Source organism: Streptomyces sp. HUAS MS02 (assembly GCF_055702265.1).
The window spans coordinates 3,330,449-3,353,365 of the sequence record NZ_CM146747.1; the positions used below are offsets into that span (position 1 = coordinate 3,330,449).

Annotated in this window: 18 protein-coding genes; 14 read left to right on the plus strand and 4 right to left on the minus strand. The window is 69.8% G+C overall.

The genetic code is table 11. The features are described from left to right. Positions 1-24 precede the first annotated feature (24 nt). Positions 25-615 carry a malonic semialdehyde reductase gene (locus tag ACZ9QC_RS14085; RefSeq protein ID WP_472920455.1) on the plus strand — a complete coding sequence of 197 codons (591 nt, stop codon included), beginning with the start codon at positions 25-27 and terminating at the stop codon, positions 613-615. 96 nt (positions 616-711) lie between these two features. Here the strand turns inward: ACZ9QC_RS14085 and ACZ9QC_RS14090 are convergent, their stop codons facing one another. Beyond that, positions 712-1,221, minus strand: coding sequence for a DUF4245 domain-containing protein (locus ACZ9QC_RS14090; protein ID WP_472921681.1), 510 nt, complete (start codon positions 1,219-1,221; stop codon positions 712-714). Between the two features lie 134 nt (positions 1,222-1,355). On the opposite strand from ACZ9QC_RS14090, the gene glpX reads away from it, so the two are divergent. After that, complete coding sequence (gene glpX / locus ACZ9QC_RS14095) at positions 1,356-2,390, plus strand: class II fructose-bisphosphatase (RefSeq protein WP_472920456.1); 1,035 nt, start codon at positions 1,356-1,358, stop codon at positions 2,388-2,390. Between the two features lie 108 nt (positions 2,391-2,498). On the opposite strand, the gene ACZ9QC_RS14100 is transcribed toward glpX, so the two are convergent. Further along, on the minus strand, positions 2,499-2,876 hold the full coding sequence (locus ACZ9QC_RS14100) for a WhiB family transcriptional regulator (RefSeq protein ID WP_184898982.1): 378 nt from the start codon (positions 2,874-2,876) through the stop codon (positions 2,499-2,501). Between the two features lie 184 nt (positions 2,877-3,060). Next, positions 3,061-3,783: a DUF1707 SHOCT-like domain-containing protein gene (locus tag ACZ9QC_RS14105; RefSeq protein ID WP_472920457.1), complete on the minus strand. Its 723-nt coding sequence runs from the start codon at positions 3,781-3,783 to the stop codon at positions 3,061-3,063. Positions 3,784-3,972: 189 nt separating this feature from the next. On the opposite strand from ACZ9QC_RS14105, the gene ACZ9QC_RS14110 reads away from it, so the two are divergent. The 4 genes from ACZ9QC_RS14110 (at position 3,973) to ACZ9QC_RS14125 (ending at position 10,528) form a co-directional block, all read left to right on the plus strand. Further along, a complete protein-coding gene (locus ACZ9QC_RS14110; RefSeq protein ID WP_472920458.1) occupies positions 3,973-5,640 on the plus strand; it encodes a fumarate hydratase in 1,668 nt (555 codons plus the stop codon). Between the two features lie 237 nt (positions 5,641-5,877). Next, positions 5,878-7,263, plus strand: coding sequence for a class II fumarate hydratase (locus ACZ9QC_RS14115; protein ID WP_472920459.1), 1,386 nt, complete (start codon positions 5,878-5,880; stop codon positions 7,261-7,263). A gap of 114 nt (positions 7,264-7,377) precedes the next feature. Beyond that, the gene (fomD, locus tag ACZ9QC_RS14120) at positions 7,378-8,070 is read left to right on the plus strand and encodes a cytidylyl-2-hydroxypropylphosphonate hydrolase (protein ID WP_472920460.1); all 693 of its coding nucleotides are present in this window, start codon (positions 7,378-7,380) and stop codon (positions 8,068-8,070) included. Between the two features lie 343 nt (positions 8,071-8,413). Further along, complete coding sequence (locus ACZ9QC_RS14125; protein WP_472920461.1) at positions 8,414-10,528, plus strand: ATP-binding SpoIIE family protein phosphatase; 2,115 nt, start codon at positions 8,414-8,416, stop codon at positions 10,526-10,528. Positions 10,529-10,707: 179 nt separating this feature from the next. Here the strand turns inward: ACZ9QC_RS14125 and ACZ9QC_RS14130 are convergent, their stop codons facing one another. Next, positions 10,708-13,086, minus strand: coding sequence for a transglycosylase domain-containing protein (locus ACZ9QC_RS14130; RefSeq protein WP_472921682.1), 2,379 nt, complete (start codon positions 13,084-13,086; stop codon positions 10,708-10,710). Between the two features lie 344 nt (positions 13,087-13,430). Here ACZ9QC_RS14130 and ACZ9QC_RS14135 point away from each other — a divergent pair, with 344 nt between their 5' ends. The 8 genes from ACZ9QC_RS14135 (at position 13,431) to ACZ9QC_RS14170 (ending at position 22,804) form a co-directional block, all read left to right on the plus strand. Then, a complete protein-coding gene (locus ACZ9QC_RS14135; RefSeq protein ID WP_033531809.1) occupies positions 13,431-13,955 on the plus strand; it encodes a PadR family transcriptional regulator in 525 nt (174 codons plus the stop codon). Then, positions 13,952-14,656, plus strand: coding sequence for an ABC transporter ATP-binding protein (locus ACZ9QC_RS14140; protein ID WP_230219871.1), 705 nt, complete (start codon positions 13,952-13,954; stop codon positions 14,654-14,656). Before ACZ9QC_RS14135 ends, ACZ9QC_RS14140 begins: the two co-directional genes overlap by 4 nt. Further along, complete coding sequence (locus ACZ9QC_RS14145; RefSeq protein WP_472920462.1) at positions 14,653-17,007, plus strand: ABC transporter permease; 2,355 nt, start codon at positions 14,653-14,655, stop codon at positions 17,005-17,007. Before ACZ9QC_RS14140 ends, ACZ9QC_RS14145 begins: the two co-directional genes overlap by 4 nt. Before the next feature lie 100 nt (positions 17,008-17,107). Further along, entirely contained in the window at positions 17,108-17,641 is a 534-nt protein-coding gene (gene ahpD / locus ACZ9QC_RS14150; protein ID WP_472920463.1) for an alkylhydroperoxidase, AhpD family, read from the plus strand. A gap of 232 nt (positions 17,642-17,873) precedes the next feature. Beyond that, on the plus strand, positions 17,874-18,656 hold the full coding sequence (locus ACZ9QC_RS14155) for a class I SAM-dependent methyltransferase (protein WP_472920464.1): 783 nt from the start codon (positions 17,874-17,876) through the stop codon (positions 18,654-18,656). A 610-nt stretch (positions 18,657-19,266) separates the two neighbouring features. After that, positions 19,267-20,040, plus strand: coding sequence for an isoprenyl transferase (locus tag ACZ9QC_RS14160; RefSeq protein WP_316726035.1), 774 nt, complete (start codon positions 19,267-19,269; stop codon positions 20,038-20,040). A gap of 326 nt (positions 20,041-20,366) precedes the next feature. Continuing rightward, a complete protein-coding gene (locus ACZ9QC_RS14165; protein WP_472920465.1) occupies positions 20,367-21,692 on the plus strand; it encodes a PhoH family protein in 1,326 nt (441 codons plus the stop codon). 386 nt (positions 21,693-22,078) lie between these two features. Then, the gene (locus ACZ9QC_RS14170; RefSeq protein WP_472920466.1) at positions 22,079-22,804 is read left to right on the plus strand and encodes an aggregation-promoting factor C-terminal-like domain-containing protein; all 726 of its coding nucleotides are present in this window, start codon (positions 22,079-22,081) and stop codon (positions 22,802-22,804) included. The last annotated feature ends 113 nt before the right edge of the window (positions 22,805-22,917 follow it).

The following is a 22,917-nucleotide window of genomic DNA, read 5'->3' on the forward strand; positions in this document are numbered from 1 at the left end:
CGCCCGACGCACAAAGGTTGTTCCATGTCGCTCGTTCTCGACCCCGCCGCCCAGGACCTCCTGTTCCGTGAGGCCCACACCGCCAACACGTTCACCGACGAGCCGGTGAGCGAGGAGCAGGTGCAGGCGATCTACGACCTGGTCAAGTACGGCCCGACGGCCTTCAACCAGACGCCGCTGCGCATCGTCCTCGTCCGCTCCGCCGAGGCCCGTGAGCGCCTCGTGCCGCTCATGTCCGAGGGCAACCAGGCCAAGACGGCGACCGCCCCGCTGGTCGCGATCCTCGCCGCGGACAACGAGTTCCACGAGGAACTGCCGACCCTGTTCCCGGCGTTCCCGCAGGCCAAGGACCTCTTCTTCGCCGAGCGCGCGGCCCGTGAGTCCGCGGCCGGGATGAACGCCGCCCTCCAGGCCGCGTACTTCATCATCGGCGTCCGCGCCGCGGGTCTGGCCGCCGGTCCGATGACGGGCTTCGACTTCGCCGGTGTCCAGAAGGAGTTCCTGGACGACGACCACACTCCGCTGATGATCGTCAACATCGGCCGGCCGGGCGAGGACGCGTCCTACCCGCGCTCCCCGCGCCTGGACTACGACCACGTCGTCACCACGGTCTGAGACCCACCGCAGTCATGACGAAGGGCCCCGGCGCACTCGCCGGGGCCCTTCGCGTCTCGTCCCACCGCTCGCGCGGTCTCTCCGTCCGAGCGCCGGTCACTCCGTCCTGAGCGCCTCGGCCATCTTCGTCAGCTGCGCGAAGGACGCGGAGCCGGTGACCACCGTGGTGGAGTCCGTGCCCACCAGGACCAGGGCGTCGTAGCGGTCGCCCTCGTAGCGGGTCCAGGTCTCGTCGCCGATCTCCTGCGTGGTCCCGGTCTTCTTCGCGTCCTGCGTGGCGTCCGCGATGAACCGGGACGGCTTCTCGGCGGACTGCTCGATCCCCACGTAACTCCCGTCGGGATCGTGGAACCCGAGGTGCCACCGGTCGGACTCGTCGCCCCGGAAGCGGACGGAGGTCGCCTTCCAGTCGGCGGGCAGACCCTCGGGCGCTGCCACCGGATAGGACGCCGCGCGCCGTGCCGTCAGCAGTTCGACGCGGTAGTCGACGCGCTTGGGCTCCTGCTCGGTCTCGTCATGCGGGATGAAGAGATAGATGACGCACGCCGCCAGCACGATGAGCCCCAGGGAGAGGACCATGTCGCGAACGGTCTGCTTGCCTTTCATACCTGCCACGCCCTCATCGTCGCAGGTGCCCTGGTCTGCTCATCCGTGGGGTCCCCTGCTCATTCTGTCGAACTGACGATAGAGTCGAACGGAACCCTCATCCGGCCGTCGCCGTATCAGAAAGGTGCGCTCCGATGACCGAGAACCATCATCTGCCGTCCGAGCTCGAAGTCCCCTCCGAGGCCCCCGACCGCAACCTCGCCCTGGAACTCGTACGGGTGACCGAGGCGGCCGCCATGGCCGCGGGCCGCTGGGTCGGCCGCGGGGACAAGAACGGGGCGGACGGAGCGGCCGTGCGCGCCATGCGGACCCTCGTCTCCACCGTGTCGATGAACGGTGTCGTCGTGATCGGGGAGGGCGAGAAGGACGAGGCCCCGATGCTCTTCAACGGCGAGCGCGTCGGTGACGGCACCGGCCCGGAGTGCGACATCGCCGTGGACCCGATCGACGGCACGACGCTGACGGCCAAGGGCATGACGAACGCGATCGCCGTACTCGCGGCGGCCGACCGGGGCACGATGTTCGACCCGTCGGCCGTCTTCTACATGGACAAGCTGGTCACCGGGCCCGAGGCGGCCGACTTCGTCGACATCGACGCGCCGATCTCGGTGAACATCCGCCGGGTGGCCAAGGCCAAGCGGTCCGCGCCGGACGATGTGACCGTGGTCATCCTGGACCGACCTCGGCACGAGGGGATCATCAAGGAGATCCGGGAGACCGGGGCGCGCATCAAGCTGATCTCCGACGGCGACGTCGCGGGCTCGATCCTCGCGCTGCGGGAGGGTACGGGCGTCGACCTGCTGCTCGGGGTGGGCGGTACGCCCGAGGGCATCATCTCGGCCTGCGCGGTGAAGTGCCTCGGCGGCACGATCCAGGGCAAGTTGTGGCCGAAGGACGACGCGGAGCGGCAGCGGGCGATCGACGCGGGGCACGACCTCGACCGGGTGCTGACGACCGACGACCTGGTCTCCGGGGAGAACGTGTTCTTCGTGGCCACGGGGATCACCGACGGTGAGTTGCTGCGGGGGGTGCGGTACCGGTCAGAGACCGCGACCACCGACTCGATCGTGATGCGGTCCAAGTCGGGGACGGTGCGGCGGATCGACTCGACGCACCGGCTGAGCAAGCTGCGGGCCTACAGCTCGATCGACTTCGAGAAGGCCAAGTAGGTCGAGAAGGCCGAGTAAGTCGAGTTCGCCCCTGACGGGGCGCTGCTCCTCGGCACCGACAGGGCGCCCTCTTGTGCGGAGAGGGCGCCCTTTACGGTGTCGACGGGGTCAACCCGCCGCCGCTATCGTCCCGTTCGCCCGCGCGGCCTTCTGCAGTTCGAGGTCGCGGCGGCGCCTGCGGGCCAGCACCACCCGGCGCTCGGCGGCGGTGAGGCCGCCCCAGACGCCGTAGGGCTCGGGTTGCAGGAGTGCGTGTTCCCGGCACTCGACCATGACGGGGCAGCGGGCACAGACCCGCTTGGCGGCTTCCTCGCGGGAGAGCCGGGACGCGGTGGGTTCCTTGGAGGGGGCGAAGAACAGCCCGGCCTCGTCACGCCGGCACACGGCCTCCGTGTGCCACGGGGCGTCCTGGTCCCTGTCTCGCACTGGCACCCGCTGGGGCGGTACAGCAGCGACCTGCAGGGACGAATGCGGCGGATGCAGCACGGTCTACTCCTGACGACGGCTTCGCGAGCGAGAGACGATGCAGCAAGGGATACCCGCTGTGCGCGGGCCTATGCACTGAGTCCCGAACCGCTGGAATTCGCTGTCAACACCGCGTGGTCACGACAGGATCGGCACCGGATCGGATCTCTTCGGGGCTGTCCGGGCATGGTCGAATTCACAAGCGTCAACGATCCATGCGTTTGCGCAAATGGTCGTCGACCTTGCGGGCCACATGGTCGGTGACCCGGCCGAGGAGGTCCGAGATCACCTTCCCCCGCTTGGGCTTGGCCTCGACGCTCCCGAGGACCGCCAGTCCGTCCACATAGACCACGGGGGCGTCGGTCTCGCCCGAATCCAGTGCGTCCACCGTGAAGTCACCGAGGACGCCGCCGCCGCTGCCGCGCAGCGAGACGTTCTCCGGGACGCGGATCTCCACGCTGCCGAAGACGGATATCGCCTTGATCATCACCTGGCGGTGCTCGAAGAGCGCCTCGCTCAGGTCCAGCTCGACACTGCCGAATATCGCGTAGGCGTGGATACGGCGGCCGGGCCGCCAGCGGCCCTTGCGCGTGGAGGCGCTGAAGACGGCGACCAGACGGTCGTCGGGGTCGATGGGGATGGCGCCGGGCGTCGGCCGGTTGGGCACGGAGGAGACGGCCGGCACATAGACCGGGCCCGCCTTGCGGGCCTGGCCGGCCGGCAGGTCCCGTACGAAGACGTCCAGCTCACCCACCGTCTTCGCGGCGAGCACGCCCTCGACCCGCTCGGCGTGCTCGTCGGCGGTGAGGCGGCCCTCGGCGAGGGCGTCGCGCAGGAGGTCGGCGATCCGGTCGCGGTCGGCGTCGGAGGCGCGCAGCTCGGCGGCGGACAACGGCGGTTCCTGGGTGGGGCGCTTCTGAAGGTCCACGGCAGCAGCGTACCCACTCGCGATAGATCGCGACCAGGGGTGTGGACAACTCGGGACCGACGAACTGAGCCCTACCTCACAAGCCCGCCCCGCGAGCCAGGTTCTACGCTGGTGGACGCTGCCGATGGAGGCCAGCCGCGCCGTCTTGTCGAGCGCCGAGCGCCGAGTGCCGAGTGAGGAATGGGCGACATGCCTGAGTTCGAGTACACCGATCTGCTCCCCATGGGAGAGGACACCACCCCGTACCGGCTGGTGACCTCCGAGGGTGTCTCCACCTTCGAGGCCGACGGGCGGACGTTCCTCAAGGTGGAGCCGGCGGCACTGCGCAAGCTGGCCGCCGAGGCGATCCACGACATCCAGCACTATCTGCGTCCGGCGCACCTCGCGCAGCTCCGCCGGATCATCGACGACCCCGAGGCGTCGAGCAACGACAAGTTCGTCGCGCTGGACCTGCTGAAGAACGCGAACATCGCGGCCGCCGGTGTGCTGCCGATGTGCCAGGACACCGGCACGGCGATCGTGATGGGCAAGCGCGGGCAGAACGTGCTCACCGAGGGCGGCGACGAGAGGGCCCTCTCCCAGGGCATCTACGACGCGTACCTGAACCTGAACCTGCGCTACTCGCAGATGGCTCCGCTCACCATGTGGGAGGAGAAGAACACCGGGTCGAACCTGCCGGCGCAGATCGAGCTGTACGCGACCGACGGCGGCGCGTACAAGTTCCTGTTCATGGCCAAGGGCGGCGGCAGCGCCAACAAGAGCTTCCTCTACCAGGAGACGAAGGCCGTCCTCAACGAGGCCTCCATGATGAAGTTCCTGGAGGAGAAGATCCGTTCGCTGGGCACGGCCGCCTGTCCGCCGTACCACCTGGCGATCGTCGTGGGCGGTACGTCCGCCGAGTACGCGCTGAAGACCGCGAAGTACGCCTCCGCGCACTACCTGGACGAGATCCCGGCCGAGGGGTCGCCGCTCGGGCACGGGTTCCGGGACAAGGAGCTGGAGGAGAAGGTCTTCGAGCTGACGCAGAAGATCGGGATCGGCGCGCAGTTCGGCGGCAAGTACTTCTGCCACGACGTGCGGGTCGTCCGGCTGCCGCGGCACGGCGCCTCCTGCCCCGTCGCGATCGCCGTCTCCTGCTCGGCCGACCGCCAGGCCGTCGCGAAGATCACCGCCGAGGGGGTCTTCCTGGAGCAGCTGGAGACGGACCCGGCGCGGTTCCTGCCGGAGACGACGGACGAGCACCTTCAGACCGACGGCGACGTGGTCGAGATCGACCTCAACCAGCCGATGGACGACATCCTCGCCGAGCTGACCAAGTACCCCGTGAAGACGCGGCTCTCGCTCTCCGGGCCGCTGGTCGTGGCGCGCGACATCGCGCACGCCAAGATCAAGGAGCGGCTCGACGCGGGCGAGGAGATGCCGCAGTACCTGAAGGACCACCCCGTGTACTACGCGGGACCGGCGAAGACCCCCGAGGGGTACGCGTCGGGGTCGTTCGGCCCGACGACGGCCGGGCGCATGGACTCGTACGTGGAGCAGTTCCAGGCGGCGGGCGGCTCCAAGGTGATGCTGGCGAAGGGCAACCGGTCGCAGCAGGTCACGGACGCGTGCGGGTCGCACGGCGGGTTCTACCTCGGCTCCATCGGCGGTCCCGCCGCGCGGCTCGCGCAGGACTGCATCAAGAAGGTCGAGGTCGTCGAGTACGAGGAGCTCGGCATGGAGGCCGTCTGGAAGATCGAGGTCGAGGACTTCCCGGCGTTCATCGTCGTCGACGACAAGGGCAACGACTTCTTCAAGGACCCGGCGCCGGCGCCCACATTCACGTCGATCCCGGTGCGGGGGCCGGGGCTGGCGTAGTGGCTTCGGGGCGGCGGGAGAGGGTTCTCGCCCCCGCCGCCCCTGCCCGGCCCGTCCCAGGGGCTCCGCCCCTTCGACCCCGCCGGGGTTCCGCCCCCGACCCCGTTCCGGCCTGAACGGCCTCGTCCTCGAATGCCGGACGGGCCGATCAGGGCACCCTCTGCGGCGACGGCCGACCGTCCACCCTCATGGCCCACCGCCGGGAACACCACGGGCGGCCGGGACGCTGTACCCGTCATGAGTGACTACCGCGTCGAACACGACTCCATGGGCGAGGTCCGCGTGCCGGCGAACGCCAAGTGGCGGGCCCAGACCCAGCGGGCGGTCGAGAACTTCCCGGTCTCCGGGCAGCACATCGAGCGCGCCCACATCGAGGCCCTGGCCCGGATCAAGGGCGCGGCCGCGAAGGTCAACGCCGAACTGGGTGTGCTCGACAAGGACATCGCCGAGGCGATCCGGGAGGCGGCCGAGGAGGTCGCGGAGGGCCGCTGGGACGAGCACTTCCCGGTGGACGTGTTCCAGACGGGCTCCGGGACCTCGTCGAACATGAACACCAACGAGGTCGTCGCCACCCTGGCGAGCGAGCGGCTCGGGCGGGACGTGCACCCGAACGACCACGTCAACGCCTCGCAGTCGTCCAACGACGTGTTCCCGTCCTCCATCCACATCGCCGCCACCGCCGCCGTGACGCGTGATCTGATCCCCGCCCTGGAGCATCTCGCCGACGCCCTCACCCGCAAGTCCGTGGAATTCTCGGACGTCGTGAAGTCCGGTCGTACCCATCTCATGGACGCCACGCCGGTCACCCTCGGCCAGGAGTTCGGCGGGTACGCGGCCCAGGTGCGGTACGGCGTCGAGCGGCTCACTGCCTCGCTCCCCCGGCTCGCCGAACTCCCCCTGGGCGGAACGGCGGTGGGGACAGGCATCAACACGCCGCCCGGGTTCTCCGCGGCCGTCATCGCGGAGGTCGCGCGGACCACCGGGCTGCCGCTCACCGAGGCGCGGGACCACTTCGAGGCGCAGGGCGCGCGGGACGGGATCGTCGAGACGTCCGGGCAGCTCCGTACGATCGCCGTCTCCCTCACCAAGATCGCCAACGATCTGCGGTGGATGGCGTCCGGCCCGAGGACCGGCCTCGCGGAGATCTCCCTGCCCGACCTCCAGCCCGGCTCCTCGATCATGCCGGGCAAGGTCAACCCGGTGATCCCGGAGGCCGTGCTCATGGTCGCCGCGCAGGTCACGGGCAACGACGTCACGGTCACCACGGCCGGCGCGTCCGGCAACTTCGAGCTCAACGTCATGCTGCCGGTCATCGCCAAGAACGTCCTGGAGTCCGTCCGGCTGCTGGCGAACGTCTCGCGGCTGCTCGCCGACCGGACCGTGGACGGGATCGTCGCGAACCGGGAACGGGCCCGCGAGTACGCCGAGTCGTCCCCCTCCGTGGTCACCCCGCTCAACAAGTACATCGGGTACGAGGAGGCCGCGAAGGTCGCCAAGAAGGCGCTGGCGGAGCGCAGGACCATCCGGGAGGTCGTCCTGGACGGCGGGTACGTCGAGCGCGGCGACCTGACACTGGAACAGCTCGACGAGGCACTGGATGTCCTGCGGATGACACGGCCGTGACCGGACGGCGGATTCCGGCCTTCGTGGGTGTCACCCGGGTAACCGATTCCCGCCAAGGCGTGAACCGTGACCGGTACCGCAGCGTCATATGCGCATGACACCTAATATCTGCGCATGGGAGACGACGGAGTGGTGAGACGAGTGGAAGCGGGCGGGTCGGCGGCGTTCTGGGAGCAGGGAAGTCAGATCCTGTGGCGTTACCGGGAGAACGGCGGCGAACGCTTCCATATCGCGCGTCCCGTCACGGTGGTGCGCGACGACGCGGAGCTGCTGGCCGTGTGGATGGCGCCCGGTACCGAGTGTGTACGGCCCGTGCTGGCGGACGGCGCCTCGCTGAACTCGGTACCCCTCGCGTCCCGCTACAAGGAGCCGCGCGGCGTGCGGCTCGGCAGGTGGTCGGGCTCCGGAGTGCTGAAGCTGGCGCGGCCGGGAGAGCCGTGGTCGGTGTGGCTGTTCTGGGAGCAGGGTTGGCGTTTCAAGAACTGGTACGTCAACCTGGAGACGCCGCTGGCCCGTTGGGACGGCGGTGTGGACTCCGAGGACCACTTCCTGGACATCTGCGTGTATCCGGACCGAACGTGGAACTGGCTCGACGAGGACGAGTTCGCGCAGGCCCAGCAGGACGGTCTGATGGATGCTCAGGCGGCGGAGCAGGTCCGGGAGGCGGGGCGTTCGGCGGTGGAGGTGATCCACGCGTGGGGCGCGCCGTTCTCGGACGGTTGGCAGCACTGGCGCCCGAACCCGGCGTGGGGAGTACCGTCTCTCCCGGACGACTGGGACCGTACACCCGCGCACTTGTCCTCATGAGACCCTTGATGCGCCCCCGGTCCGCAACCGTAGGATCGTCCTCCGCAATGGTTCACAGGGGCAACTCCCGCAGTTCGGGCAGGGCTTGACCGTACGTCACCGAGGGGCGGCAAGACGTGATCAAGGGGTACGAGGGTTACACCGGGACGAGCCGGAGACGGCCCGACGGACGGGCAGTGCTGTCGTTCGCCGAGCCCGCCGGTACCGTGTGTGGCACAGGAACTGCCTCTGACCACGCGGGAATTCCGTTCCCAGGACACGTAATCCGGGTATCGGCCTTTCTGCGGGACGAAGTATCGGGTTTGCGGGACGCACTGCGCTCACCACGCGCAGTCCCGGACGGATGGATTCGACACGCGTGACGGAGCACCCCACCTCCCACGAGCGCCCTCAGGGCGGCGCCGGCCCCACGGACCCCCGCGGGGCGCTTCTGCGTACCCAGGAGCCGCGCACCACGCCCGCCACGGCCTTACCCGCTCAGGCACGCAAGGGTGACGCGTCGGCCGAGCCGGGCACCACGGTCCCCTGCGCGAAGAGCGGACAGGCACCCTCGGAGCACGCCCAGCCGGCGGTCTCCGAGCACTCGCAGCCCGCGGCGACCGAGCCCGACCCGCACCGCCCGAGGCCCGCGCCGGAGACCATCCCGGCGCAGCCCGGCGGCGAGCCGGACCGGTCGGGCGGCGGCACCGGCGGCGGTCTGGAGCGGCGCGGCGGTCAGGGAGTGCCGCCCGGCGCCCCCATGCCGATGCGGCGCGACGGCGACCGGCTGCGCTTCGTGGGCGCCGCGACCCGGCGGATCGCCCGGGGCATAGACCTCGACGAGATCGTGATGGGTCTGTGCCGGGCCACCGTGCCGACGTTCTCGGACGCGATCCTCGTGTATCTGCGCGAGCCGCTGCCGGTCGGGGACGAGCGGCCCACCGGGCCCATGGTGCTGCGGCTGCGCCGCACCGACCGGATCCCGGAGGAGCGGGACACCGAGGGCGGCTTCATGCCCTCCTCGCTCCAGCCCGAGCAGCCCATGGACCTGGCGGTCGTCACCGCCGAGCAGTGCGAGGTGCGGCCCGGAGGGGCGCTCGCCGAGGTGCTGCGGGGCGTGCGCCCGGTCTTCGCGGACGCGCCCGCCGCGCACGACGCGCTGCCGGAACTGCTCGGCCCGGACGCCGAACTGACCGTGCCGACCGGCCAGCGGGCGATCCTCGCCCCGCTGCGCGGCCGGCGCCGGGTGATCGGCGCGGCCGTCTTCCTGCGCCGCCCGGAGCGGATGGCGTTCGAGCAGGACGACCTGCTGGTCGCCGCGCAGCTCGCCACGCACAGCGCGCTCGGCATCGACAAGGCGGTGCTGTACGGCCGCGAGGCGTACATCGCCGACGAGTTGCAGCGCACGATGCTGCCTGAGGCGCTGCCGAAGTGCACCGGCGTGCGGCTCGCGCACCGGTATCTGCCGGCCGCCGAGACCGCGCGGGTCGGCGGCGACTGGTACGACGCGATTCCCCTGCCGGGGAGCCGGGTCGCGCTGGTCGTGGGCGATGTGATGGGTCATTCGATGACCTCGGCCGCGATCATGGGTCAGCTGCGGACCACCGCGCAGACGCTGGCGGGGCTGGACCTTCCGCCGCAGGAGGTGCTGCACCACCTCGACGAGCAGGCCCAGCGGCTCGGTACGGATCGCATGGCGACCTGCCTGTACGCGGTGTACGACCCGGTATCGCACCGGATCACCATCGCCAACGCCGGGCATCCGCCGCCGGTGCTGCTGCATCTCGGCGGCCGTGCCGAGGTGCTGCGGGTGCCGCCGGGCGCGCCGATCGGTGTGGGCGGGGTGGACTTCGAGGCCGTCGAGCTGGACGCGCCTGCCGGTGGCACGCTGCTGCTGTACACCGACGGGCTCGTGGAGTCCCGGCTGCGGGACGTGTGGACCGGGATAGAGCAGTTGCGGGAGAAGCTGGCCGCGACCGCGCAGTTGACCGGGCCGGATCATCCGCCGCCGTTGGAAGCGCTGTGCGACGAGGTGCTGGACATGCTCGGCCCGGGGGACCGGGACGACGACATCGCGCTTCTTGCCGCGCGCTTCGATGGGATCGCTCCCAGCGATGTCGCGTACTGGTTCCTGGAACCGGAGGAGATGGCTCCGGGGCGGGCGCGTCGGCTGGCCCGGCACGCCTTGTCCCGCTGGGGTCTTGAGGAGTTGACCGATTCGGTCGAGCTGCTCATCAGCGAGGTCGTGACGAACGCGGTGCGGTATGCGACGCGGCCCGTCACCCTGCGGTTGTTGCGGACCGATGTGCTGCGGTGCGAGGTGACCGATGACGTGCCTCAGCTGCCGCGGCTTCGGCAGGCCCGGGCGACGGACGAGGGGGGCCGTGGGCTCTACCTGGTCAATCGGCTGGCGAAGCGGTGGGGGGCCACTCGGTTGAGTGCGGGGAAGGTTGTCTGGTTCGAGCTCAACCAGGCGTGAGCGCTCTGCTGGGTTGAGCCGTTGAGAGCTCGGGGGCGACTGTGCTCGGCGGGGTGCGGGTTCGTCGTGGCTGGTCGCGCAGTTCCCCGCGCCCCTGGAGGGCCTACGGCCCTCAGACGCGCCAAGGGCGCCCGGTGAGATCACCGGGCGCCCTCCGCTTTCTCGTGCGAGTGCGCCAGCTAGCCCTCGAACTGTGGATCGTTCGGGTTCGTCGGGAACCCGACGCCGCCGTTGTCGCCCGACGGGGTCTCGTCCGGGGAGGTCGGCGGAGTCGTCGGGGGCTCGGTGGTCGGCTCCTCCGTGGTGGGTGTCTCCGAAGGAGTCTTGGACGGCGTCTCCGAAGGGGTCTCGGAGGGCGTCTCCGAAGGAGTCTCGGACGGTGTCTCCGACGGGGTCGGGGACTCCGTCGGCGCGACCGCGGCACCCTGCTTGGTGTCGAGCTCGAACTTGGTGGGCTTGCCCATGACGCCGAAGGTGTACGTGGCCCAGATCTGGGCGGGGAAACCACCGCCGTTGACCCGGGGGACGCCGAGGGCGTTGTACATCGAGACGTGCTTGCCGTTCTTGCTCATGTCCTCGCCGAACAGGCCGACGGAGGTCACGAGGTTCGGCGTGTAGCCGGTGAACCAGGCGGAGCGGTTCTCGTCCGAGGTACCCGTCTTGCCGGCGACCTGCTGGCCGTTGCGGGCCGGGTTGTCGCGGACGGACGTCTTGGCCGTACCGTCGTCGACCACGCCGGTGAGGACCGAGGTGACCGTGTCGGCGGCCTCCTTGCTGATCACCTGCTCGCCGATCGGGTCGTCGAACTCGACTTCTTCGTCCCGGCGTTCGGCCCCGGCGATGATGGTCGGGGTGACCTTCTTGCCGTGGTTGTCGAGGGTGGCGTAGATGCCGGCCATCTCCAGCGGGCTGGCGCCCATGGAACCCAGGGTCTGGGCGGGGACCGCCTGCATGCCCTCGGTGTCCATGCCGAGCTTCCCGGCGACCTCCATGACCTTCTCCATGCCCACGTCGACGCCCATCTGCGCGAAGACGGAGTTGATGGACTTGTTCATGGCGGTCTGCACGGTGACGTCGCCGTAGTCGACGTTGTCCTCGTTCGGCGGGGCGAAGCCGACCGCGGTGCCGTCGTCCTTGACCTTGTGCCGGCTGTCACCGTCGTAGACCGTGCTGGCGGTGATCGGGTCGCCGTCCTGCGTCTCGGCGTTCTCGTCGACGGCCGCGGCGAGGATCACCGGCTTGAAGGTGGAGGCGGGCTGGTAGTCGCGGCGGGTGGCGTTGTTGGTGAAGTGCTTGACGTAGTCGACGCCGCCGTACATGGCGACGACCTTGCCCGTCTTCGGGTCGACGGAGACGGCACCGGCCTGGATGTGCTTGTCGACCTTGCGCTTCTTCGGGTCGAGCTTGCTGGTGAGGCGTTTCTCGACGGCCTTCTCCAGCGCGGCCTGCTTCTTCGGGTTGATGTTCAGCGTGATCGTCCAGCCGCGCGCCTCGATGAGCGCCTTGGCGTCCTCGGTGTCGTCCGCCTTGCCCGAGGCCACGAGCTGCTTGGCCAGCTGGTTGTTGGCCGCCTCGACCAGGTAGCCGTTCTGGCCTGCCATGCCGGCGGCGGCCTGGGGCGCCTTCGGCTTGGGGAGCTTCATGTCCGCCCGCTCCGAGGCGGTCAGCTGCTTCATCTCGACCATGTTGTCCAGCACGTAGTTCCAGCGCGCCGTGACCAGCTTCTTGCCGGTCGGGGTGGCCGTGGCCAGGTCGTACTGGCTGGGGGCCTGGAGCAGCGCGGCGAGATAGGCGCCCTCCTCCACGGTGAGCTTGTTGGCGTCCTTGCGGTAGTACGCCTGGGCGGCGGCCTGGATGCCCCATGCGCCACGGCCGTAGTAGCTGGTGTTGATGTAGCCCGCGAGGATGTAGTCCTTGGTCTCCTCGCGCTCCAGCTTCAGGGAGATGACCAGTTCGTTGAGCTTGCGGGTCACCGTCTGGTCGGACGTCAGGTAGTAGTTCTTGACGTACTGCTGGGTGATGGTCGAGCCACCCTGCTTGCCCTTGCCGGAGAGGGTGTTGATGACACCGCGCGCCATGCCCTTGAGGTCGACGCCGGGGTCGCTGTAGAAGGTCTTGTTCTCAGCGGCGACGAAGGCCAGCTGGACCGGCTTGGGGACCTTGTCGAGTTCGACGATCTCGCGGTTGGTGTCGCCGGTGCGGGCGAAGATCTTGCCGTTGGAGTACTTGTAGACGTTGCTTTCCTGCGTCGCCTCGGGGTTCCCCTTGGGGATGTCGATCATCAGGTAGAGCACGATGAAGGCGCCCATGCCGAGGAGACAGACACCGAAGAAGGCGCCGAGGATCTTCTTCCAGGTGAAGAGGCGGCGCAGGAAGCTCCTCTGACCCTTCTTCTGCTTCTTGTTGCCGGCCTTGGCCGCGGCGCGGGCCGCCGCCCGGCCTCCGCCCTCCGGCGGGGCTATGACCGCCGTCGCCCCCGCATCGCCTCCGGACGAGGGCTGGGGCGCCGCGCGGCGACCGCCGCGCTGCCGCGCTCGTCTTTCTTCCGCTCGTCCCATGGCTCCGGTCCGCTCCGCCTTCTGCTCGGTCTCATACGTCACTCGGGTCTTGTCAGCTCAGCAAGCTAACACCGAGGACTATGACAAGGGGGAGTCGGTCCGCTCCGTGGCGACGTGACAAAGCGCACGCGCGACGCGTGTCCACAGACCTCATCCCACCGGAACGGACGTTCCAGCAGGGGCGATGGTTGCCCCACCCGGCTCACGAGTTTCCGACGCGTTCCTGACGTTCTCGGTGACAGAACCGTGACAATCACCTCTGACCTGCGCCCCCTCCCCTCCGGTAGCGACCTATACACAGTAGGTATACGTGCGGTGTATACCCCGTGTGTACAGTCGTGCTCATGTCCATCGGTCACACTCTCCTGGGACTCCTCGAGTCCGGGCCCCGACACGGTTACGACCTGAAGCGGGCCTTCGACGAGAAGTTCGGTCACGACCGGCCTCTGCACTACGGCCAGGTCTACTCGACGATGTCGCGCCTGCTGAAGAACGGCCTCGTCGAGGTCGACGGCATCGAGCCCGGCGGCGGCCCCGAGCGCAAGCGGTACGCGATCACCGAGGCCGGCATCACGGACGTCCAGCGGTGGCTGGCGACACCCGAGAAGCCCGAGCCGTATCTGCAGTCGACCCTCTACACGAAGGTCGTCCTCGCCCTGCTCACCGACCGGAACGCGGCCGACATCCTCGACACCCAGCGTTCCGAGCACCTGCGCATGATGCGCATCCTCACCGACCGCAAGCGCAAGGGCGACCTGGCCGACCAGCTGATCTGCGACCACGCCCTGTTCCATCTGGAGGCCGATCTGCGATGGCTGGAGCTGACCGCCGCCCGACTGGGCAAGCTGGCCGAGGCGGTGACCCGGTGAACCCGACCGCCTCTCCGGCCCCCGCCGGCTCCCTGCTCGTCGCGACCGACCTGCGCAAGGCCTACGGCCCGACCACCGCGCTGGACGGCGCCGAGTTCTCCATCCACCCCGGCGAGGTCGTCGCGGTGATGGGGCCCTCCGGCTCCGGGAAGTCGACGCTGCTGCACTGCCTCGCCGGGATCGTGCCGCCCGACTCGGGCTCGATCACCTACAACGGCCGCGAGATGGTGTCCATGAACGACGCCCAGCGCAGCGCGCTCAGGCGCAGCGAGTTCGGGTTCGTCTTCCAGTTCGGCCAGCTCGTCCCGGAGCTGACGTGCGTGGAGAACGTGGCCCTGCCGCTCCGGCTGAACGGCGCCTCCCGCAAGGAGTCCGAGCGGACCGCCCTCGGCTGGATGGAACGCCTGGAGGTCGACGACCTCGCCCGCAAGCGGCCCGGTGAGGTCTCCGGCGGCCAGGGCCAGCGGGTCGCCGTCTCGCGCGCGCTGGTCACGGGCCCCCGGGTGCTGTTCGCGGACGAGCCCACCGGCGCGCTCGACTCCCTCAACGGCGAACGGGTGATGGAGCTGCTCACCGAGGCCGCCCGGTCCACCAACGCCGCCGTCGTCCTCGTCACGCACGAGGCACGGGTGGCCGCCTACTCGGACCGCGAGATCGTCGTACGGGACGGGAAGTCCCGGGACATGGAGCGCGTCGTATGAGGTCCGCCGTGTTCCGCCAGTGGTACCGGGACCTGGCGATGGGGGTGCGGTTCGCCTTCACCGGGGGCCGTGAGGGCTGGGTGCGCGCCGCGCTCACCGCGGTGGGCGTCGGCCTCGGCGTGGCGCTGCTGCTGCTCACCGCCGCGGTGCCGAACGCGCTGTCGACGCGGGGAGCCCGGGAGGAAGCCCGGCAGGACCGGGGAATCGGCTACCTGGAGAACAACACCCGATCCAAGCCGACCGACCGGAGTCTGCTCGTCGCCGACACCGACACCGAGTACCGGCACCGCGAGATAAGGGGACGGCTCCTCGAACCGGAGGGCGAGCACGCGCCGCCACCACCGGGGCTGGGCGAGTTCCCCGCACCGGGCGAGATGATCGTCTCCCCCGCGCTCGCCGACCTGCTGAAGTCGGACGCCGGGGAACTGCTGCGCGACCGGCTGCCGTACGAGACCGCGGGCACCATCGGCGAGGCCGGGCTGATCGGCTCGGGGGAACTCGCCTACTACGCCGGCGCCGAGGGGCTCGCCCAGCGGATCGACGGGTCGGTGGTGGCCCGGATCGACCGGTTCGGGGCGACCGAGCAGCCCGCCGACGAGGAGATGGACCCCATCCTGCTCCTGCTCGTCCTGGTCGTCTTCGTGGTGCTGCTGATGCCGGTGGCCGTCTTCATCGCGGCGGCCGTACGGTTCGGCGGGGAGCGGCGCGACCGCCGACTGGCGGCACTGCGGCTGGTCGGTTCCGACGGGCGGATGACACGCCGGATCGCGGCGGGCGAGGCCCTCGCGGGTGCCGCGCTGGGGCTGGTCTTCGGCACCGGGTTCTTCCTGCTCGGCCGGCAGATCGCCGGTTCGGTCGAGGTGTTCGACGTCAGTGTGTTCCCGAGCTACCTCGACCCCTCCCCCGGCCTCGCGCTGCTGGTCGCGTTCGCGGTGCCGGCCGCCGCCGTCCTCGTCACCCTGTTCGCGCTGCGCGGCGTCGTCATCGAACCGCTCGGGGTGGTCCGTACGGCCAGGCCCGCGCGGCGCAGGCTCTGGTGGCGGCTGCTGCTGCCGCTCGGCGGTCTCGCGCTGCTCTACCCGATGGTCGGCCAGGGGTCGGAGAACGGGGAGTTCAACGAGTACCTGGTGACCGGCGGTGTCGTCCTGCTCCTCGTCGGCATCACCGCGCTGCTGCCGTGGGTCGTCGAGGCGTTCGTCGCCCGGCTGGGCTCCGGCCCTCTCTCCTGGCAACTGGCCGTTCGCAGGCTCCAGTTGAGCAGCGGACCGGCAGCCCGCATGGTCAACGGCATCGCGGTGGCGGTGGCCGGCGCGATCGCCCTGCAGATGCTGTTCGCCGGGGTCGAGGGCAGGTTCACCCGGCCGACCGGGAAGGACACCACACGGACCCAACTGGAACTCTCCATGCCGGACGACCTCCCGGTGAGCGCGGTGGGCCAGGAGCTGAAGCGGGCCAAGGGCGTGAAGGCCGCCGCGACGCTGTCCGACGCGGAGGTCTCCGCCACCGCCAAGGACCCCGAGGAATGGGCCCGGGTGACCGTCGGCGACTGCGCCGCGCTGCGCGAGCTCGCGAAGATCTCCTCCTGCCGCGACGGCGACGTCTTCACGCTGAGGGCCTCGGAGGACCCGGTCACGGCGAAGCTCGTGACCGCCGGGAACACGCTGTACTTCGACGCGTCCTACAGCGGAGAGGAGCGGGGCTCCGAGATCGCCTGGAAGCTGCCGGACTCTTTGCGGAAGGTGTCCGCCCGCGCCGACACGCTGCGGCCGGGGACAGGGGGGCTGCTGGTCACTCCGAGCGCCCTGCCCGCCAAGGCGGAGGACGAGCTCGACAGCACCGTCTACGTACGGGCGGATCCCCGGGTTCCGGACGCCCTCGACGAGGTGCGCAACGCCGCCGTCGCCATCGATCCGCTCATCCGGACCTGGGAGTGGGAGTCGATCACACGGGCCGACGAATTCACGGACATCCGCACCGGTCTGCTGGTCGGCGCGTCCGCCGTACTGGTCCTCATCGGCGCGAGCCTCCTCGTCTCCCAGCTGGAGCAGCTGCGGGAACGCCGCAAGCTGCTGTCGGCGCTGGTCGCTTTCGGTACGCGGCGCCGCACGCTCGGCCTGTCCGTGCTGTGGCAGACCGCCGTCCCGATCACGTTGGGCCTGGTCCTCGCCATGACGGTCGGGCTGACCCTGGGCGCGGTGCTGCTGCGGATGACGAACGTGGACGTGTCCGTCGACTGGTCCGGGGTGCTGTCCATGACCGGCATCGGCGCGGGCGTCGTCGTCATGGTCACGGCGCTGAGCATGCCGCCGCTGATGCGGTTGATGCGGCCGGAGGGGCTGCGGACGGAGTAGACCGGTGCCGCGGCGACCCCGCGGCACCGTCACACTGGACCCCGCCAGCCGCTCGCCCGGCAGTGAGGACGACCGGCAGTGAGGACGAAGTGAGGACGCCATGTCGCTCGACACCCTGAGGTCCCTGATCCCGGACTACGCCAAGGATCTCCGCCGGAACCTCGACGCGGTGCTCGGTGACTCCGGGCTGTCGGCACAGCGGCTGTGGGGGACGGTGCTGGCCACGGCGATCGCCTCGCGTTCGCCGATCGCGCTGCGCGAGCTGGCGCCGGAAGCGCGGGCGCGGCTGTCGCCGGAGGCGTACACGGCGGCGAAGTCCGCGGCCGCGGCGATGGCGTTGAGCAACACCTTCTTCCGGACCCGGCATCTGCTGTCCGACCACGAGTACGGGACGCTGCGGACGGGGCTGCGGATGAATGTCATCGGCGACCCCGGGGTGGACAAGGTCGACTACGAGTTGTGGGCGCTGGCCGTGTCCGCGATCAACGCGTGCGGGGCGTGTCTGGACTCGCACGAGCGGGTGCTGCGGAGGGCCGGCGTGAGCCGGGAGACCGTGCAGGAGGCGTTCCGGGTCGCGTCGGTGGTGCAGGCAGTGGGGGTCACGGTGGAGGCGGAGTCGATTCTCTGCGAGTAGGGCGCGGGATTCTCTCCGAGCAATGCGCGGGATTCTCCGAGCAGGGCGGCGGGAGCGGGTGGCCTGGAATCGCCTACGAGCTCGGGAGGTGAGGTCGTGGGGCGGCCGCGGGTCGGATGTGGTTGATCGCGCAGTTCCCCGCGCCCCTGAAGGGCAGGGGCTTCGCCCTCTGCCCTTCGGCGCCCGGAAAATCGGTCGCCGCCCGCTCCTTCCCTCGGGAGAATCGCCCCCCATGTCCTCCTCCCCCTTCCCCCGCACCTTCGAGAGTCTCGTCGCCGAGGCCGATGCCGTGCCCACCGACGGGTGGGACTTCTCCTGGTTCGAGGGGCGGGCCACCGAGGCCCGGCCCTCGTGGGGGTACGCGCGCGGGATGGCCGAGCGGCTCGGGCGGGCCTCCGCGGCGCTGGACATCCAGACCGGGGGCGGTGAGGTGCTCGGTTCCGCTCCGCGGTTTCCGGCGGTGACCGTGGCCACGGAGGGGTGGCCGCCGAACGTCGCGAAGGCGACCGCCCTGCTGCACCCCCGGGGCGCGGTGGTGGTGGCCAGTGCGGAGGACGCGCCGCTGCCGTTCGCCGACGGGGCGTTCGACCTGGTCACCAGCAGGCACCCGGTGCGGGCGCACTGGTCGGAGATCGCCCGGGTGCTGCGGCCCGGCGGCACGTACTTCGCGCAGCACGTGGGGCCGAGCAGCGTCTACGAACTCGTCGAGCACTTCACCGGACCGTTGCCGGAGGAGAACCGGAACGCCCGCCACCCGGACGGGGAGCGCGCCGACGCGGAGGCGGCCGGCCTGGAGATCGTGGATCTGCGGGCCGAGCGGCTGCGGATGGAGTTCTTCGACATCGGGGCGGTCGTGCACTTCCTCAAGAAGGTCGTCTGGATGGTCCCCGGCTTCACCGTCGAGGCGTATCTCCCGCAGCTCCGCGCCCTGCACGAGCGGATCGAGGCCGAGGGCCCCTTCGTGGCGCACAGCGCCCGCCATCTGTTCGAGGCCCGCAGGCCGTCGACCGGCTGAGCCGGTGTCCACATCGTTATCGCCCGCGGCTTGGCTTCCCCGGGTCTACTCGCGTAGGTTCAGACCAAGGTAATTCGCGTGAGCAAAGCTGCGCGGCACGGCTTCGCGCAGTGGAGGGGGCTGCGCGAAGCCGTGCGCCCCGTCGCCGGCGTCAAGCGCGCGTTCCGCCCGCGCTCACCCGTACGGGGCGCCGAGACCCTTCTCCTCGGAAGTCGCACAAGGGTACCCAAACCCCACATCTCCACTGGGATTCCTTCATTTCCCCTTGGAATCCGCCGGGATTCGGCCATGATCACCCCTCGATCACGCCCTGAATGAGCGCTTCCGCGCTCACCGCCACGCTGTCGCCCGACTTCGGAGAGTAGTTGTGGCACGCCGATGCACGCAGCATCACTCACGAAGGGTTATGGTGGAAACCCCCCCTCGGGCCGGTCCGTCTCCCCCCCACGGACCGGCCCGTTTTTCTGCCCGGAAGGCGGCCCTCCGACGAGGCCGCCGCGGGGCCCCGGAGGGCGTCCGACCCCACGCACCCCTTGGCGCAGTTGGCCTCCAGCCCCGGTAGGCTCTGCCAACCTAGGGGACTGCCACCGCACCGGAGGGGCTGGAAGACGTGAACCTGCGCGACACACTGCGCGGCCTGTTGGTCAAGGTCTACGCACGCAGGGTCGAGGGCCACCTGGACCACGCCCAGGTGCCCGAGCACATCGGCGTCATCGTGGACGGCAGCCGCCGCTGGGCCAAGGCCGCGGGCTCCACCACGGTGCAGGGCCACCAGGCCGGGGCGAACAAGATCGAGGAGTTCCTCGGCTGGTGCACCGAGACGGACGTGAAGGTCGTCACTCTCTGGCTGCTCTCCACCGACAACTTCAACCGCCCGAAGGAAGAGCTCGTCCCGCTGCTCGGGATCATCGAGGACACCGTCCGCTCCCTCGCCGCCGACGGTCGCTGGCGCGTGCACCACGTCGGCGCGCTGGACCTGCTCTCCCCCGGGATGCAGCGCGCGCTCAAGGAGGCCGAGGAGTCCACCGCGGACATCGACGGAATACTGGTCAACGTGGCCATCGGGTACGGCGGACGCCAGGAGATCGCCGACGCCGTCCGGTCGATGATCCAGGACGCGCAGGAGCGCGGCACCTCGATGGAGGAACTCGCCGAGAACGTCTCCGTGGACCTGATCGGCAGTCATCTCTACACCGTCGACCAGCCCGACCCGGATCTGGTGATCCGCACGAGCGGCGAGCAGCGACTGTCCGGATTCATGCTCTGGCAGACCGCCCATTCCGAGTACTACTTCTGTGACGTCTTCTGGCCGGCCTTCCGCAAGGTGGACTTCCTGCGCGCACTCCGCGACTACGCTGCGCGACACCGCCGTTACGGAGGCTGACCTTCCGTGATACGCGTGAGGTGCGTATCGCTCCCACCGGGACAGAAGTAACGAGGAGTTCACCGGGCCGCCGTCGTACCGCTTGGCATGGCAGCGCACGTTCGAGGGCATAAGCCAGTCAGGTCGACGCCCGAACCACGGGTGTCGGATCTCAGCGGGCGGCTCGGGGCCGTCCGCCCGGGAGGCCCTTTGCACCAGCCCGATCGTGCGGTCACAGCACGGACGAAGCAGCGGAGGGCCGGTCACCGGCCCGTGCAACGGCGCCGACGACCGGCCCAGTTCGAACCCGTCGCTCCCCGACCTCATCCGAGGGGGTACGTCCTTCCGTGGTGACCAGCACAAAGCGCCGTATGCCAGACCGGCGCACCTACGTTCTCGACACCAGCGTCCTGCTGGCCGACCCGAATGCTTTGAGCCGCTTCGACGAGCACGAAGTCGTGCTGCCGATCGTGGTGGTCACGGAGCTGGAGGCGAAGCGGCACCATCCCGAACTCGGCTACTTCGCCCGGCAGGCCCTGCGCCTGCTCGACGAGTTCCGGGTCCGGTACGGCCGCCTCGACGCCCCCATCCCGATCGGGGACCTCGGCGGCACCGTACGGGTCGAGCTCAATCACTCGGATCCCAGCGTGCTGCCGAGCGGCTACCGCCTGGGGGACAACGACTCCCGGATCCTCGCGGTCGCCCGCAATCTGCAGGCCGAGGGCTTCGACGTCACCGTCGTGTCGAAGGACCTCCCGCTCAGGATCAAGGCGTCCTCCGTGGGCCTCCTCGCCGAGGAGTACCGCGCGGAGTTGGCCATCACGGACGCCTCCGGCTGGACCGGGATGTCCGAGCTGACGCTGCCGGGTGAACAGGTCGACATCCTCTTCGAGGAAGGCACGATCTACGTTCCCGAGGCGAGCACGCTGCCCGTCCACACCGGCCTGACGATCCAGTCGGAGCGCGGCAAAGCACTCGGCCGCGTCACGCCCGACGGCAACATCCGTCTGGTGCGCGGCGACCGGGAGGCGTTCGGCATCAAGGGGCGCAGTGCCGAGCAGCGCATCGCGCTGGACCTGCTGCTCGACCCGGACGTGGGCATCCTGTCGATGGGCGGCCGGGCCGGCACCGGCAAGTCGGCGCTCGCGCTGTGCGCGGGCCTGGAGGCCGTGCTCGAACGGCGCCAGCACCAGAAGGTGATGGTGTTCCGGCCGCTGTACGCGGTGGGCGGGCAGGAACTCGGCTATCTGCCCGGTTCCGAGTCGGAGAAGATGAGCCCCTGGGCGCAGGCGGTCTTCGACACGCTGTCCGCGGTCACCAGCCGCGAGGTCATCGAGGAGGTCACCGCGCGCGGCATGCTGGAGGTCCTGCCGCTGACGCACATCCGCGGCCGTTCCCTGCACGACGCGTTCGTGATCGTGGACGAGGCCCAGTCGCTGGAGCGGAACGTCCTGTTGACCGTTCTGTCCCGGATCGGTGCGAATTCGCGGGTCGTTCTGACGCATGACGTCGCACAGCGGGACAACCTGCGGGTCGGCCGGTACGACGGTGTCGTGGCCGTGGTCGAGAAGCTGAAGGGCCATCCCCTCTTCGCCCACGTCACGTTGACGAGGTCCGAACGGTCCCAGATCGCGGCCCTTGTGACCGAAATGCTGGAGGACGGCCAGATTTAACCCGACTCCCGCACCAACCCCGGGGCGCCGCCCGGCAAAAGGCTCAGCAGCCTAGCCGGGCGGCGCCTCGGCGTGTGGGTGTTTCCTGGAATCTCCGGCGTCAAACGAGGTGTGACCTTTCACACTCACCACTGAATTGCCTCCCGGTGTCGGGTTACGGCAGAGTCTCATTCCTGTCAGGCCCCGCATACGACACACCTGTACCCCCAGCGGTACGGAACCACAGCACCACCAAGTCAACTCAACAGCGTCGTCGTATGCCGCCCGAGCACCACGCGGCGCTCCCGCAAGGGAGTTGCCCACCGGGCCCGCGCCTCCGTGACCCCGCAGTTGGGAGGCCAGCGTCAGGGGCACGATTGCGTCCGCCAGGGTCACCGAGGCGGGCGATGCTGGAAGGAAACCGTGTGAGCCGGATTTCGGTCCGGGGATTCGCAGTGGCCTCGGCCACCGCGGTCACCGCAGTCGGCAGTGTCGTCGGAGTAGCCTCGGGCAGCACCGCCCAGACGACCATTGACGACGCCGAGGCGGTCGCGAACGACACCACGTTGCTCGCCGACATACCCGTGGGCCAGCAGGCCCAGGTGCAGACCGCGTCCCTGACTGCTCAGGCCGACGCCCAGGCCATCGCCGCCGACGCGAGCGCCCGCAAGGACGCCGAGGAGACCGCCCGTAAGAAGGCGGCCCAGGACGCGATCGACAAGCAGAAGGCCGCGGAGAAGGCGGAGCAGGAGCGCAAGGCGAAGGAAGCGGCGGAGGCCGAGGCCAAGTCGAAGGCCGCTGCCGCCGGCTCGCTCGGTGACATCCCCGCACAGAGCTCGTACACCGTCGCCGAGATCCAGGCGATGGCGAAGGCGGTCGTGGCCAGCGACCAGTGGACGTGCTTCAGCAACATCGTGAACCACGAGTCCACCTGGAACTACAAGGCCGTGAACCCCTCCTCGGGCGCCTACGGTCTCTTCCAGGCGCTGCCCGGCTCCAAGATGTCGTCCGCCGGTTCCGACTGGCAGACCAACCCGGCCACGCAGATCAAGTGGGGCCTGAACTACATGGAATCGCGCTACGGCAGCCCGTGCGAGGCCTGGGCGTTCTGGCAGGCCAACAACTGGTACTAGGCCGGTCGGCGCAGGGTGACGCACACCCGCCGCTCAACCTTCCGAAGCCCTCCACCGTCCTTTGGTGGGGGGCTTCGGCCATGTACGGTCGGAGCCCCCGAGAGGATTCGCGG

What these genes read in the sequence shown, in the direction of transcription:
- ACZ9QC_RS14125 (WP_472920461.1), top strand. Translation starts at nt 8,414, where the DNA reads ATGGATTCGACACGCGTGACGGAGCACCCCACCTCCCACGAGCGCCCT.
- ACZ9QC_RS14110 (WP_472920458.1), top strand. Translation starts at nt 3,973, where the DNA reads ATGCCTGAGTTCGAGTACACCGATCTGCTCCCCATGGGAGAGGACACC.
- ACZ9QC_RS14155 (WP_472920464.1), top strand. Translation starts at nt 17,874, where the DNA reads ATGTCCTCCTCCCCCTTCCCCCGCACCTTCGAGAGTCTCGTCGCCGAG.
- ACZ9QC_RS14170 (WP_472920466.1), top strand. Translation starts at nt 22,079, where the DNA reads ATGCTGGAAGGAAACCGTGTGAGCCGGATTTCGGTCCGGGGATTCGCA.
- ACZ9QC_RS14115 (WP_472920459.1), top strand. Translation starts at nt 5,878, where the DNA reads ATGAGTGACTACCGCGTCGAACACGACTCCATGGGCGAGGTCCGCGTG.
- ACZ9QC_RS14090 (WP_472921681.1), bottom strand. Translation starts at nt 1,221, where the DNA reads ATGAAAGGCAAGCAGACCGTTCGCGACATGGTCCTCTCCCTGGGGCTC.
- fomD (WP_472920460.1), top strand. Translation starts at nt 7,378, where the DNA reads ATGGGAGACGACGGAGTGGTGAGACGAGTGGAAGCGGGCGGGTCGGCG.
- glpX (WP_472920456.1), top strand. Translation starts at nt 1,356, where the DNA reads ATGACCGAGAACCATCATCTGCCGTCCGAGCTCGAAGTCCCCTCCGAG.
- ACZ9QC_RS14130 (WP_472921682.1), bottom strand. Translation starts at nt 13,086, where the DNA reads ATGGGACGAGCGGAAGAAAGACGAGCGCGGCAGCGCGGCGGTCGCCGC.
- ACZ9QC_RS14085 (WP_472920455.1), top strand. Translation starts at nt 25, where the DNA reads ATGTCGCTCGTTCTCGACCCCGCCGCCCAGGACCTCCTGTTCCGTGAG.
- ACZ9QC_RS14135 (WP_033531809.1), top strand. Translation starts at nt 13,431, where the DNA reads ATGTCCATCGGTCACACTCTCCTGGGACTCCTCGAGTCCGGGCCCCGA.
- ahpD (WP_472920463.1), top strand. Translation starts at nt 17,108, where the DNA reads ATGTCGCTCGACACCCTGAGGTCCCTGATCCCGGACTACGCCAAGGAT.
- ACZ9QC_RS14145 (WP_472920462.1), top strand. Translation starts at nt 14,653, where the DNA reads ATGAGGTCCGCCGTGTTCCGCCAGTGGTACCGGGACCTGGCGATGGGG.